Source organism: Falsigemmobacter intermedius, assembly GCF_004054105.1.
GTDB classification, from domain to species: Bacteria; Pseudomonadota; Alphaproteobacteria; order Rhodobacterales; family Rhodobacteraceae; genus Wagnerdoeblera; species Wagnerdoeblera intermedia.
The window spans coordinates 1-14909 of record NZ_SBLC01000051.1 but is presented as its reverse complement, the minus strand read 5'-3'; the positions used below and the strand labels follow the sequence as shown (position 1 = coordinate 14909).

Annotated in this window: 5 protein-coding genes and 1 pseudogene; 3 read left to right on the top strand and 3 right to left on the bottom strand. The window is 58.2% G+C overall.

Going from position 1 to position 14909, the window contains the following annotated elements:
* Positions 1 to 968: 968 nt before the first annotated feature.
* Genes EP867_RS17500 through EP867_RS17490 form a run of 3 tightly spaced genes read left to right on the top strand, consistent with a single transcriptional unit; the run spans position 969 to position 11318 of the window.
* Positions 969 to 3449 carry a hypothetical protein gene (locus EP867_RS17500; RefSeq protein ID WP_128490754.1) on the top strand — a complete coding sequence of 827 codons (2481 nt, stop codon included), beginning with the start codon at positions 969 to 971 and terminating at the stop codon, positions 3447 to 3449.
* A gap of 2 nt (positions 3450 to 3451) precedes the next feature.
* Entirely contained in the window at positions 3452 to 5491 is a 2040-nt protein-coding gene (locus EP867_RS17495) for an OmpH family outer membrane protein (RefSeq protein WP_128490753.1), read from the top strand.
* Positions 5484 to 11318, top strand: a complete 5835-nt coding sequence (locus EP867_RS17490; protein WP_128490752.1) for a DEAD/DEAH box helicase — start codon at positions 5484 to 5486, stop codon at positions 11316 to 11318. Before EP867_RS17495 ends, EP867_RS17490 begins: the two co-directional genes overlap by 8 nt.
* Before the next feature lie 435 nt (positions 11319 to 11753).
* Here EP867_RS17490 and EP867_RS17485 read toward each other — a convergent pair whose 3' ends face one another.
* From EP867_RS17485 to EP867_RS19920, 3 genes and pseudogenes are all read right to left on the bottom strand, one after another.
* On the bottom strand, positions 11754 to 12881 hold the full coding sequence (locus EP867_RS17485; protein ID WP_128490751.1) for a DNA cytosine methyltransferase: 1128 nt from the start codon (positions 12879 to 12881) through the stop codon (positions 11754 to 11756).
* An 89-nt stretch (positions 12882 to 12970) separates the two neighbouring features.
* Positions 12971 to 13718, bottom strand: a pseudogene (locus EP867_RS20330) (NotI family restriction endonuclease).
* An 881-nt stretch (positions 13719 to 14599) separates the two neighbouring features.
* Positions 14600 to 14909 (bottom strand): hypothetical protein (locus EP867_RS19920; RefSeq protein WP_164888929.1); only part of this gene is annotated, 310 nt, incomplete at its 5' end.

Below are 14909 nucleotides of genomic sequence, written 5' to 3'. Positions count from 1 at the left end.
GGGCTGCCAAGCCTTGCCGAGCCTGCCGCCCCAGAGCGTCGAGGTGCCGTCGCTCCACTGCCAAGATGAGACGCCATGACCGTTCACGACCGCCTTGGCCTTGAAGCGGTCCATCACCCTATTCAGGGCCTCCATGTTCTCGGGCTGGTGGCGAGCGAAGGCGTGAGTGAGTGCGTCGTAAAGGGCTTTAAGCGGACCAGGTTTGACCATGCGCGCCGGTGTCACCGGCGTGAGCGTCGGACGCCCGTCCTCATAGGACGGCTCTGGCAGGCCAAGGCGTGTGCAAAGGTATCCGTGGATCTGCTGGCAAGCGGCATCCGAGGTATTGATCGACAGCCGCCAGCCCGCGAAAGCGCAGAGGTCCAGATCCGGGGCGCCATTCTCAACCTGTTCACAGCTCTCGGCACACCGACGTTAGCCCCCGTCGAATAAACCCAGATTGGCTAAAGCGAAGTTTGGGCGAAGCCAAGTTATGCAACAGCGCCGATGCATTCCGTATTTCTTGGTCAACTCGACCGTCGTGATTTCCTCGCGGATGGCTTCAAGAGCCACCTTCGCCTATAACTCTGCAGAATAGCGCTTGCGTTTTGTCATGTCGCACCGGTTCCTCTTCAGCAGCTAAAGATTAGCCCCTAGTCCGAATTCGTGCGACCACCTCTTAATTTGGTGGCACCGCTCCCGGCGCGCTTCTGCCAGATGATAAAGCTGAATATCCGAGACCAACTTACAGACTCTTGTTATGAATGAGGGACCAACAAAGTGCAGGCCAATCCTCAACTGAAAAAGCTGTGTGCATTCATGACGCAACGAGATAAATCCGCGGGCCTAAAATGGCAGTCGTAACAGTCAAGGCTTCAACGAAGGCCTCGACGACATTCGAGAGAGACTCTCTCGGAGACGTGCATTTTTGGGAAAGTAAGCTCAAGATGCACTATTTCTTGACTTCGGGTCCCTACGGGGACACGCCCATGCGATCTGTAGATGCGACACCGGAGGAGCTGCGTCAGGCGATCGGTCGAGAGGATCTCTCTCCAGAGCAGGTCGCCCAGGCTTTCTGTCGGTTATTCACCCGTGAGAATGTCAAGAATTTCTTCCCTCCCGATGCATCTTCTCGCGACGGGCCCCGTGCACTCCGTGCACTGCGGTTCTTCATCCTGACCTGCCATATCACGGCAACTTCGCATGGGGCTGGAACGACGCAGAACTTCCGGGTCCGTCTGGGTCAGCTTCTTGATGAGGGCGACCCAGAGCATGGTGTCAGTGGCGTGAACGAGATGTGGCGCGCTCTTGCATCCGTTATAGATCGCAAGCGTCAACAGGGTGAGCCATGGCGCCGCATCGTTCTCCCTGATCCCGGACGGGAAAAACTCATCGGAATTGCGCTGCGTCTGGCGAAGCCGAGCTGGGCGGACCGTCGTGCGCTGCGCGCTGTCATGCAGAAGTTTCCAGAAAGGACCTTCGAAGACAGGTTCACCCTGCTCGATGCCGTATGCGCCCGCCGGGCGGATCTTCCGTTGTGGCTGCAGAGCGAGGTAAAAAAGTTACACGATAGCTACCGCGCCGCGCCCGCTTCGCTTTTCGGCAACGCGACATGGCAACTGATTTCTAGCATAGCTTCGGACATGCTGAAGAGCGGAGACAAGCGGCTCGCGCCACTGTGGCAGCTTACGGCCCTCTTCTCAGGATGGGATGGCGACCAAGTGGACCTCCAGCTCGCGCGTGGCATGCGGGAGTCGGATCTTGCCAAGCCGGTCTGGACCAGAGACATCGGCACACCCAACCTGAACAGATACATGGCTGTCGACAGTCGTGTTCAGGCCCTGTGGAACTCCGACGCCGTCCTTTTCCAGCAGGCCGGCGGCGCCTCCTGGACGGTCGGGCACCGCCCTCCGCGCGAGGACCTTCCGACGCTGCTACTCACACGGCTTCCCCGTATTCTCTCGGGCTGTCGCACGAGACCGGTAGGCGGAGGCTGGCATGCTACCAGACCTATGAGCCTACAGGAAGCTCGCGCTCTGCGTGACCCGCGGGCCATGGTGCCGAATGCCGCCGATAGCGCGCAGCCGCCACTACGTCTAGAAGGCGGGATACGCCTATCCGATGGATACCTACTCGGTCGCCCGGGATACTTCCCCACGGTGCATCTCTCCGACAGTCTCCCGCCTCGCGTCGCGACCCGAGGAGAGCAGGAGCAGCAACACCTAACCTTCGAGGCGACTGCGGTAGACGGTGTCTTCAAGATCGTCTCGTCTAAACCAATACATGGCATATGGACCCTGAGCCGGAACAAGCAGTCGGACGAGCTCCCTCTGCGCCTGATGTCTCGCAGCACGATTATAGAGGATTGGCCCGACCGGGCTGACACCGCACGAGAGCTGAAGGAAATGCAGGCAGAGGTCACGCAACCTGCGGCGACTTTGCGATTCGAAGTCGCAACTGTCCGAGACTGCAAAGGATCAGAGTCTCCCCTGACCCATGCGCTGGAAGCACTCTACTGTCGAGGAAAGGCAGCGCGGAGCGAGGGAGAGGTGGTCGATCTTCTCTCCCGCGTGCTACCAGAGCCGCGCACGGTCTGGGACGTGCTGCGATCTCTCGAGGAGGCTCGCTGGCTCGTGCGAGATGTAAACCGCACTTGGCGGGGCCGGAAATGGCGCCTGCTACCGCCGCAGATCATAGCGACCTCGGAGACTACCGCGATGTGCGAGGGGGCTTGGGGTGAGGCGGCGCTCGAAAAGCTAGACGCCCTGTCGACCGAACGCGGGATCAGAGTGACACAGATCCGGTCTGACCCTTGGTCTGCACCTCTCGTCCAGCTAGAAGGGCGCGGATTAGAGCGTCTTGCGGCCATTGGAAAATGGGCTTTTGAAAAAGCCCCCGACCAAATGCCCCTCACCGCTGCCCCGGACTGCTGGCTGCGGGATCGCCGGGAAGGGATCGGGCATAAGGTGGTTGGTCGATGGTCCGCGAAGCACGGGCATTTCCTGCCTGCAGAGGCAGCCCCTGCTGTAAACGGCCCGGTTCTGGAACGCCTTGTGCGCGATGATGATCAGGATATCTACCGTCTCACGGGCGCGGGCGCCGACCTGCTATTGGAGTCCCGCGTGGCGGCCATCCTCGAGCACCACCGCAGGAGTAGAATCGCCCTGTTCCAACTGAATGGTGAAGGGCTAGAGCGGATCTGCCAAGACGGCCACTTACCTTTGGATCTGGCCATCTTCCTGCGGCGAGGGCATGCTGCTCAGACCGGTCCAATCCTCCGAACGGACGGCACGTGGACCTATCACTATCCTGTCAGCACCACCGATTTTGTTGCCCTGTGCCATGTCTATGGACCTGCCCTTTCCGGCAGCGGTCGGTCCCAAGGTCGAATGGGCCGCACTGTGATGCACTCCCTTGGGGACGCCCGCCGCCGCGGCCTACGCCCAAACATGCTTTCTCGAGGTCATTGAACGTGTCTGATAAACTTTTTATAGGCTACTGCGAATACGAGCCGCGCAATCACACGCGGATCATCTGCGAGGCTGTTGCAAAGAATGGCAGCTGGCAGAACGCCGAGATGGAGCTGCTCCTACCGCCCCTTGGAAAAGTCTTTGCGCCATCCTTGCCCCTTGCGCGCAAGGGGCAGTATCTCTCCTTTACCGCCAAGCCCAACCCGCGCTCTGTCGATGCGGAGCACGATAAATTCATTGTCGACCAACATTTAACCCCGCGCGAGGTCATCGATATGCGGGGGCTGTCTCTCGAACAAATCCGTTTCAAGGTTCTCACTACCGGATTTGATGATCTGCCCTGCGGCACAGAAGAGCTCATTCTGGCTCTGAGCCCGACTGAATGCGTTCCCGTCCGACTTGCACCCGATGTGCTGACGAACAGGTTTGTCGCGCAACCGGGAACGTTCAAAATCCATGTGTTTGATGGCCGCCTGTTCGAGGGCAAGCGCTTGAACGGACGGTGGAGAGAACTCCCCGGTGAAACAGTTGGTATCGAAATTAATCGCATCAATTGGCTGGATGACCGTAGTCTTCTGGAGGAATTGCTGAAGAAATTCCGGAAGAGCTCAAGCGGTCCGTCGCGACGTGAGGAAGCGAACATCATTAGGCAACTTGTAGCCATGGAAGCCTTCCTGAAAGAAACTTGGGCCGATAACGAGTGGCTCGACTGGACGACCGGCTTCATTGGGCGAATCCAAGATCATATGATGACCATTCCGCTAATCGCTGAACATCTGCTGGAGACGCCTGAAGTGCGCGCGCAGGTGGAAAGCAGCGTGATTGCTCGGACGAAAGAGCTTGAAGAGGGGATGAGGGTAGAAATCCGGGCGGCCCTCTTCTCTGAAATGTCAGATCTCGAGATCCGGAAAGCCACGCTTGAGAAGGAGCTAGTCGAAGCGGAGGCCGGACTCGTCGCGCGGCGTGCCGAGATCGCAGGACTACTTGCGGAAGAAGAGGCGCTACTGGAGCTATGTCGTCGGGAGGCGGATGAACTGCGCGACCAACAGGCCACACTCCGGAGCCAAATCGCTGAAGAGATCGTGGCGCTCGGGGGGGCACTGGATGATGCTAGCATGGAGCATGACGAAACCTTCGATGCCATGTTGGACCGGTTTCGATCGGTTGTAGGTGCCGATGCCGCGCCTCTAATTACAACCGACCCGACACTCCCCCCCTGGATTGCACCACGTCGCTGCAGCGCAGAGCCACTTTCCGTCGAGGCCTTTGCGAAAAAGCTTAGGCGCACCGCGAACGAAATCGGCATAAGCGAGGATGATTTTGAGTATTTCGACCTCGCTTTGCGCTCAGGGGCATGTGCGGTGTTGCCAACGCAGGCAGCCGAAAGAATGATGCCTGGCTATGCGCAACTAGTTTCTGGGGGAGAGATCTTCCGGGAAGTGATCGGCCCCGGCACAATCGCTCTGGACGACCTCTGGACACGCCCAGGCAACGGCGAGCCTGGTGGGCTGCGGCTGGCATGGACGGCGGCACGGCGCACACCTGAGCGATATCACCTACTCTGGCTTGATGGGCTCGACATGGCGCCGATGAAGCTCTGGTTGCCCAGTCTGCTCGACATACTGCGCGGACCAGAGCGCCCCCGCAACCTACTGATTGGAATTAGCCTTTCCGCACGGCCCGCTGACCCCAGCATGACTTGGTCCGAATTGCCGCGGTCTGCTCTCTGTCTCGCCCCCGCTCTGCGTCTCGCCGCGGGTGGGAGCTTACTGCGAGAGGCTTCGGGACGTGCACGGCCACTGTATTACTTACCGCATGCGCCCTACGATTTGCTGGAAAAGGACGCGCTGGAAGACCGCATCTTGGCGAATGAAATCGGGACACCCATGGAGTTGACATTCGAGATCGGACTCCACCGTGCAGCCTGCCTATTTGGCGTTTCGGACGAGACCATTTCAACGCGTGTGACACGCTTGATCGGATTGCGCCGCGCTGGTGAAACATGGCTGAACGGCCTTTTGAAGGAGCAAGAAAATGCTTGATCCCCTTGGCGCACACGGCGAGATCCTGAAACTCTTTCTCTCCTATCTCGACACAGCCTACCGGATAGGCCGATCTGATCTTACAACAGCCCGTCGAGAGTTGCTTGCAGCACCGGATGGACTTATGCCGGAGCCTTTTCTAGAGCCAGTGCCGCGCTATCGTGCATCCGATCTGAGCTTCGAGGAAATGGTGACAGCAGGGACAGATTCCCCGTTGTCCGGCTTCTCAGAGGAGGAACGTCGGGCGATCGTGGAGATGTTTCTCTCTGGCCTCTTCCCGGGGGACGACAGTGATGGTCAATTAGCACGCAGCTCCCGTTTCGCTCCCTACACCCATCAGGTGGAGATGCTCACCCGCGGCGTCCGCTCAGGACTACCCGGCATCGTCACTTCAGGCACTGGTTCGGGTAAGACAGAGTCTTTCCTATTGCCAATCCTCGCCAGCATTACGGCAGAGGCGACCCGCTGGCCAGCGCCGGCGCCCGGATATTGCCATACCGATTGGTGGAAGGGCTCACGGAACGAGACGAGCAAGGTGGGTGGAAATGCGGGTAATATCACTCCCGATTTCACTCCGCATAGGGCGGCGGAAGGGACGGGAAGACCTGCTGCGCTACGCGCTTTGTTGCTTTATCCAATGAACGCGCTGGTTGAAGATCAGATGGTCAGGCTGCGCAAGATGCTCGATAGCCCGGAGGCGAAGGCGACGCTGGACCGACGAGCGCGCGGCAACCGGATCTTTTTCGGGCGTTACACGTCTGCGACGCCAGTTCCAGGCCATTTGAGGCATCCGCGGCGGACCGATCAACGTGAGAAAAGCGATGCAAGGACCCGCAGGCGCAAGGCCGCGCAAATCCTTCAGCAGATCGCTGCGGATCAGGAACTCGCCCGCACCTACGACAAACAGAATCCGGACCAAGACCCTACGCGCTACCTGTTCCCGTCTATCGACGGGGCGGAACTCGTTTGCCGTTGGGACATGCAACAGACTCCGCCAGACATCCTGGTCACAAACGTCTCGATGCTCAGCGCTATGCTTTCGCGCGAAGTTGAGGCTCCAATTTTCGACGCCACCCGAGATTGGCTGGCGCAGCAAGAGGATGCCTACTTCTACCTTGTTCTAGACGAGCTGCATCTGATCCGTGGTTCCGCGGGAACAGAAACCGCGGCGCTGATGCGCCTACTGATCACTCGGCTCGGGCTGGACCGGCCAGAGCTCCGGCACAAACTGCGTATCCTCTCGTCTTCCGCGTCGCTACCGCTCGAGGGCGCCGAGCGGGATCAAAGCCTTAAATACCTGTTTGATTTCTTCGGTCCCTTCGGCACCCACTCCGCCGAGACCGAGAACGGGGCAACGAGCCCCGAAGACTGGGCGGACTGCGTGGTAACCGGCACGATGCAGCTTCCAAAATGTGAGACCGGTCTGCTTGATCCGACCCCTTTCTCGGATCTCGCGCGGCTTCTCTGCCCCGCAGGGCGATTCACCGGAGCGCTGAGTTACACGCCGGGCGAAAAGCCAGACTTGGACGAGATTATAGCTCGCTGCGGACGAGCGCTGGGGGCTGCGAGCGACGCCTTCACCGATATCGTCACACATGCGGGACGGCGTCTGGCCGCCGCATGTGTAGACAAGAACGGCGCATTGAAAGCCGCTCCGGCCAGTCAGATAGGTGCGTCTCTTTTTGGCCCGGTGGCGGGTCTGCTGCCTCTTCGCGGACTAACCATCTTGCGGGGAATGGGCGATAAAATCAAGGATATGCCCAACGATGTCCCAGCCTTCCGGCTACATCTCTTCCTTCGGAATCTCGAGGGTCTGTTTCTGAGCCCGATGCTGAATGATGCGGGTAAGTTGGAATACGAGAACCTAGCGATCGAGCGTGGCGCGAGTCATACGGAAACCTCGCGCGGAACGCAGAGGATGTTCGAGCTCTACTACTGCGAAGTCTGCTACGCTGAATTCATTGGCGGAAGGCGTGGGCAGACATCAGTTTATACGGCTTGGACGGAAATTCTACCGACGACGAGGGATCTAGAGGGATTGCCCGACATTGGCGGCGAAACAGATTACGAAGCACTGAGCCATCAACAGTTTGTGCTGTTCTTACCTAGGCGCACAAAATTGCAACGCAGTGAAAACGAGGATGAAAAGTGGCTCGATGCTTGGCTAAGTCCCTCCAATGCCCAGATTTTCGATACGGCGCCAGCTGCGCAAGACGGATGTATTCCAGGTCGCATCTTCGTTCTTAACGGGCAGGCTGCCCGACGCCCCCGCTCCGCCGGCCCCAATGGTTGCCCTTGCTGTGGAGTTGATTATTTCCGGCGCAGTGAGAACTTTCGCAAGTCACCCATCCGTAGCTTCCGCACGGGGTTTGCAAAGACCTCGCAGCTACTAGCTTCCGAACTGCTCGAACTCTTGAAACGGTCCGGCACCGCGCCCAAGGCGGTTGTGTTTTCAGACAGCCGCCAAGATGCAGCGCGCGCTGCCATCAATGTTGAGCGTGGGCACCATGATGACACCCGCAGGCGCCTGCTTGTGGAAGGAATGAGGGCCATCGCAAACACTCCAGTTCTGGACGTCAAGAACTTACGTCGGTTGCGGGACGAGGCGGAGGATGTCGGCGATGACGATCTCGTGGATGATCTGAACGAGCAGATTAAACAAGCGCGACACACAAGAGATGCGGATCGTATCCCGCTGTCCGAGATTATCGAGATCGCCGACTCCGGCAAATCATCGGCGGGGCGGCTACTTGCCGGCATGGTCCGCATCGGCATGCATCCAACAGACGACACTGGGATCGAACGCCTGAAGGGGGGAGAGAACGGCTCCCGCCGCTTCTACGATTGGTTCGAGCTTTTCGATGAGCCCGGTGGTATACCCACTTGGACACGTAACGTGGACGTCCAAGATGTGAGTGCTGCGCGCAACCAAGTTGCAGGTGCGCAACGCACATTGGTTGAAGATGTAATTTTTTCTCGGAACTACTTCGCGCTCGAAGAAACCGGGATTGGCTATCCCTGTCTGACGGGTAGAGCGGATTCTCATAGTGACCGGCTAGATGCGCTGCTGCGCGTCTTTGCCGACAGCTACCGGGTTCAGGCCAACAAGTGGGTCACTGACGGCGTCAAGGAATGGCACGCGGCCCGAGATATACGGAGCCGCCGGGTTCGTGCCTTCCTCGACGCCCTCGACCTGTCGGAGGACGAGATCACCGGGCTACTGGATGGGTTGAAGGGGCTTGGCCACAGCGGCGGCATCATCCGGATCGAGCGGCTTTTCGTAAAGGTTGTGCCTCCCGATGCGCCGGTTTTCGAATGCCAAACCTGCCATCGTGCCCATCTGCACAAAGGTTTTGGAATCTGCACCCGATGTCATGCTCCACTTCCGCAAGAGGCCAATGCTAACGCTCGGGATATCCGAGAGCGCAATTACATCTCGCGCAGGCTTGAGACCGCACTAAGTGAAGAGCAGGGCGTATTCCGGCTCCGGTGTGAGGAATTGACCGGACAAACCGGATCGCCTGCTGACCGGTTGAGGCGATTCAAGGGGATTTTCGTTGATGCTGCTCCGGATAGCCTTGCGCGGCGGGCGCGAGAGATCGACATGCTATCGGTGACCACGACCATGGAAGTCGGTATCGATATTGGTTCTCTGCAGGCGGTCTATCAGGCTAACATGCCGCCCCAGCGTTTCAATTACCAGCAGAGAGTTGGACGAGCGGGCCGGCGCGGTCAGGCATATTCAATTGCGCTGACACTCTGCCGCGGGCGCAGCCATGACCTGCACTACTTCCGTAATCCGAGGGCCATCACTGCAGATGCGCCGCCGCCACCGTTTCTAACACAGGATCACCTTGATATCGGTCGGCGTCTGATACGTAAGGGCTGGCTTGCGGCGGCTTTCGAGGACCTGCGTGCAGCACATGGCGCGGGCTATCCCGGCGACACGCTGCACGACATCCATGGCGAATATGTCCCAGTCGTCGCCTATTTCGCGACAACGAGCGGCTGGCAGAAACTTCTGCGTTGTGCACTGGAGCGGTCAATCGACACGCGCGATCGGCTGGCAGCCAGCATCGGCGCCGGCTACTCAGGCCGCGCATCCGAGTTACTTATGGGCCTGTCTCCGGATGAGCTGATCGACGCCATCGAAGCCACGCGTCCTCCAATAGGCGCGGCTACGTCCGAGGGTCTCGCAGAGCATCTCGCCGAAGCCGGGTTATTGCCGATGTTCGGTATGCCAACACGCGTGCGCAATCTTTACGTCGGCCCGAAGGCAACGTCTCGGGAGGCGGTCGGCTGGGACACCGTGGACCGAGAAATGGATCTCGCGATCTACGAGTTCGCACCTGGTCAGACGCTGGCAAGAGACAAATTGCTACATACCCCGGTCGGATTTACTTCACCGCTGGGCCTTCTGCGACCGGGTAAGCAGGGAGAATGGGAAATCACGCCCGCCCCGATGAAGGAGTGGTGGAGCGAGATACAGACAATTGCCGATTGCGTGCAGTGCAATGGCATCACGATGATCCGGGCAGGTCAGTCATCTTCCGGGCTGACCTGTGCCGAGTGCGGCCATCCTCTCTCCGCCGAGGCCATGGAAACCTATCATTCCCCTGCCGCGTTCCGCACGGATTTCAAGGCGCAGAAATCAGATGGGATGGAGCAGTTTCCCCCGCTGCTCCGCCGAGAAACAGCATCCATCATTGCACCTATGACTTTACGGCCTGTTCCAGGCACCAACATGATCCTCTCTTCGGGGTCGGAAGCGCAGATCATCCGCCGGAATCGCGGTCCACTTGGCAAGGATGGCACGCCAGAGCCTTATCCACTGGTTTCACGGACACAGGGGCATACGTGGTTTGAAATGGAGGGTGGAAGGTCACAGAAAGTAGCGCGTGTGCCGCATCAGGCGATACTAGAGACCACCTCGCGTCAGTCTGGCTCATGGTTCGAGGAGCAGGACGGTTTCACACCCGGATCCTTCAGGCTCTTTTCACGCAAAAGAACGGACGCGCTAACTATTACGATGCAACAGGTGAACCCCAGACTCGCTTTGAGGCGAATTGGCGGTAACAGAAAGGACGTGACCGGAACGAGCTTGCGGGCGGCAGCGATCAGTGCAACCCATATGTTGATTCAGCGTGCATCCCTAAGCTTCGATATCGACCCCGACGAGTTCGAGCCACTGGAACCGCGATCGAACGATGGTCGCCCGGTCCTTCAAATCGCAGATGTTCTGGTCAACGGCGCCGGCTTCTGTCGTCGGCTAGCAGAGATTATTGAGGAGCGTCCCCTTGTCACTACTCTGATCCAATCTATGCTAGATAATTCAGAAGACCCTCTGACCTCACGTTTTCTCACAGACACCCACCGACGAGACTGCGGTCTCGCCTGCTATTACTGCATGCAGAGATATGGGAACCGACACTATCACGGTCTTCTGGACTGGCGCCTCGGCATGAGCTTCCTGCGCTGTCTGACCGACCCCGAGCATGATGTCGGCTGTAGCGGAGATTTCTCTGCACCGGAGCTGTTGGATTGGAGGACACTTGCGGAACGTGCCGCCGAGGATCTGCGCCGCTTGTCGCCTTCAACCCGGCGTATCGATCATATCGGCCCGAACGCCCTGCCCACCGTGCTTTGCGAGGAAGGGCGCAGAGAAGCTTTCGTCATTGTTCATCCCTTCTGGGACCCAAACATGCTGTCGAACTACTTGGAGGAGCATTTGGATGCGGGTCGTTCACTCTATCTAATAGATACGTTTGAGGCGTCCCGCAGACTTCTGGCAACTGTGGAACGCATGCGATTTGCGTCAGATGGGTGAAAGTAGTCTGCGACAAGCGTGCCATCTGCGCCGGCCCCCGAGTGACCTGCCCCCTGTTGCTCAAACCGCCCACATGGCAAATCTAACGAGCGGAGCTCGCTTGGTTCAATAAAACTCGGGGGCAACGTTAGTCCAAACACCGCCCTCGTCACCGATCAGCATCAGATCAAGGTTGGCCCCGAATAAAACCAATACGCCGGATTGCCTGTTCCACCACGCCGCCCTTCTTGGGCGGCGTATATTGCGCCCCTACAACCCCGACCGTGCGCGGCCTCGCCAAAATCAAAGATCGCTCGGTTCAGAATTAGCGGGTATTGTCTGCGTCATGATCAAACCACGCAACCCGAGCCTGTTTCTCCTTGTCCGGAAAATCTAGCCCGCACCGCCTGGCCGCTGAAACCAAAGCAACGCCGAGCCAAAACAGCGAGGCTCCCGTTATTCTGAGGCGATCTTGGGCTCAGCCTGTTCGTTGATAATCTCAAGGATCGTCCTGCCGATCGCGCGTCCGAGTAGGGGAGGAACTGCGTTGCCGACCTGAATATACTGATCCGTCTTCGAGCCTTGAAACACGAACGAATCTGGAAACGCTTGAAGCCTGGCCGCCTCACGCACCGACACAGCTCGATCTTGTTCGGGGTGAATATAGGCCCCCCAATGAATGTCGCATTTAGTCAGCACTGTGCAGGACAGTCCGTCCCATGTCATCCTGCCATAGCGTTTAGTATGGTCGGACCGCTTCGCCCGCTGCATGCCTGCGGGCAAGAGATCGTGCGGAATGTCCCGCCAGCTTCCTCCTGGTGGGATATGCTTCAGACGTTCAATATTGACCTTTCCCAAACGTGGCGCGTCATGGTTCTCAACCATCTTCTGACTGCCACGGACGAACTCCTGGAAGGGGCCTTTCGCGGGTTTAGCGTAATTTACAGTCCCGCCGTCCTCGCCATTCTCCAGCGCAGGAAGGTCTCCTATCGCCTCCTTAATCGTCGTGAAGGGCTTGAGGCCGGGGCCGTGGGTAGGTGCGGGGTGACGGATAGGGGCTCCAATGCGGTTTCCAATGAAAACCACCCGGCGCCGCTCTTGGGGCACGCCATACTCTTCGGCCTTGAGGACCTTCTCCTCAACCTCATAGCCCAGCTTCTTCAGCTCTGACTTGATAGAACGGACAGCCTCGCCGCCGCCTATAGAGTAGATTCCCATGACGTTTTCCATCACGATCCACTCGGGCTGCATACCATCGACGATCCGAAGATACTGTTTGAAGAGCACAGCCCTAGAGTCGTGCATGCCCCGTTGATGGTTGTAAATGGAATAAGCCTGACAGGGCGGGCCACCGGCCAGAACGGTCAATTCGCCCTTCCGAAGGCCGGTGTCCTCCATGAGGCGCTCGACCGTCACATCCTCAATCGGCTCGCCAATGAACTTTGCATGCTTGTGGGTTTTCTCGAATGTCTTCCCAGCTGCTTCGAACAGGTCAGCCCCAGCCAGCACCTTGAACCCAGCCAACTCCAAGCCTGCCGACAGCCCGCCCGCGCCGCAGAAGAGATCGATTGCTGTCAGGGTCATGCTCTCTTCCTACAGTTCGCTCTTATTTTGTTCTGCTCGCGCTACAACTATGAAACCATGAAGCTGGCAATGATTTACGGCAAGATTTTTCAGCGTATGCGGTCTTCAAATTCGTCCAGCGATACAATCTCTCCACCGGTCAGGCCTTCGATCACACTCTCAAGGGTTTTGCCGAACTCGTCTGCGCTTTCAATGCGATAGGACGCCTCTCCAAGATTGCGCCGGATGTCTGCCAGGAGCCAGACCACATAACACTTGGACAGATGTCCCACACGTTTAATCTGCCCCATGGGCGTGAAGATTGCCTTATCCACTAGGATCGCCATATTCTTTCCCCATCGGTGCAGCGTCGGGACCTTGATCTGCAGTTGCGGCATCAGGCGCTTAGGGCCGCTGCTGCGGTAATCAGGACGCCGCCCCTCAACTGGCATCGCCGCCGCGCCTTGACGTGCCTAGATATCTCGGAATTCGATGGCCATCTCTCGTCCGGAGAAGTAAACCGCCTGGATCTCAACCGCAGTCCACTTCATGCCGCCAGCCGCGGGGACGTTGTTGGCGACGAGTATCATGTCAATGCGCCTGACGTCTTCCCCCGGCGGCTGTCCAAGTTTCCAGTAGATTCCAGGAAACCAACCTCGCCGGCCTGGGTAGGCGTAGGATCTCCAAGTAGCCGATCCCCGATGTGCCGGAAGGCCGTGTTGTTCTGATGGAAGCGATAACGGCACAATACCTGATCATGCCGCGATCACCACCAACGGGTCTAAAACGGCCGTCGTCATCCGTGTAGAGGCGTAGGGAGCACACACCGCAAGGCTTCGTGCACGTCGTATGTGCGATGTCCGTCCTGAAAGGGCAAGGCTGCTCGCCGGTCCGCTACTGACCCATTATCGCGGTTAAGACATCGGGGCGGACCTGTTCGCGGACACTCAATCCACCAATGGCACCTTTTCCTTGAAGGGCGATGAGGCGGTTTACATCCGTTTCTTCATCGTATGTGCGCCAACGCGATGTTGTGCCAGGTGGACACGCTCCAGCGGCTGGAGATCCATGAATGGCGCCCATACCACTCAGCTATATGAAATCGTTCGGCCATAATTCTCCGGGTCTGCCTTCGACTTGAAGCCTGACAGCCCGCCTAGGTGAAAATTCATATATTCATCAGACTCCCTTGCCGAGGATAGGTCAACGGATCCAACCAAGAAAACAATGAAATTTTCGGGCTTTCTCAGCTAGCTGATACGTGCCCTCTGCGCGCCGGTTTTCCACCCTACGCTCGCTCAAATTGCCCAGCAGATCGAACCTAACAGGTTTACAAACCTGCAAGCCCTCACACAAACGCCTCAGTATAGATGGAGCTCTTGGCGCCTTCTGACTTCCGTCATGGACAGGATTTAGGGGAGTTTTGGGGCCTCTCGGACCCGAGCTGGTCAATCCCAGACAAATCAAGGTGAAGTCGGCAAAGGGCTGGCCCGGATCAATGAGGGTGCCAGTAACTCGCACGCTTCCGTCATGCCCCACGCAGGCAAGACCGATCTGGTAAACGGGGGATGAACCGGAGGCAGCTGTTTCCACCTCTAGCAGGGCGGAGCCTGAAGGCCCGCAGAGTAAAGCCTGCTTGTTGCTGCACTTGATGCACTGCGCTCGTCTTCTTTGCCGTTTCATATTTTATTTCCTGCGCCTCTCAGTTCCCCCTTTCGCAGTTCATAAAGATTTTCCGCTCACCACGGGCTGGGCAGATCGTCATCCTTTTTCAGGATTTCAGGCTCCTCGATGCTCGGGAAATAGATTTTCTCAAAAGCTTCTGCGGTTTTGCCTGCCTTGATAATACGCAGATCATCAGGCGTAAAATGAACCTCGCTTTCATCCCCGAAGATCAGCCAAATCTGCGGCGGATCGGCGTTCGCGCGGATCTGCCAGTCAGAACTCAGCGAGGCCGCGAGAGCCGAACAGCGGGCAACCCAAGCCCCGAAGGTCAGTCCAGCTTCACGTTCAGCACCTTGCAGATCTGCGCCACCTGCTGCTCCATCC

Excerpts from the sequence above, each read along its gene's own strand:
- EP867_RS17500 (WP_128490754.1), top strand. The coding sequence starts at position 969 with ATGCGATCTGTAGATGCGACACCGGAGGAGCTGCGTCAGGCGATCGGT.
- EP867_RS17490 (WP_128490752.1), top strand. The coding sequence starts at position 5,484 with ATGCTTGATCCCCTTGGCGCACACGGCGAGATCCTGAAACTCTTTCTC.
- EP867_RS17485 (WP_128490751.1), bottom strand. The coding sequence starts at position 12,881 with ATGACCCTGACAGCAATCGATCTCTTCTGCGGCGCGGGCGGGCTGTCG.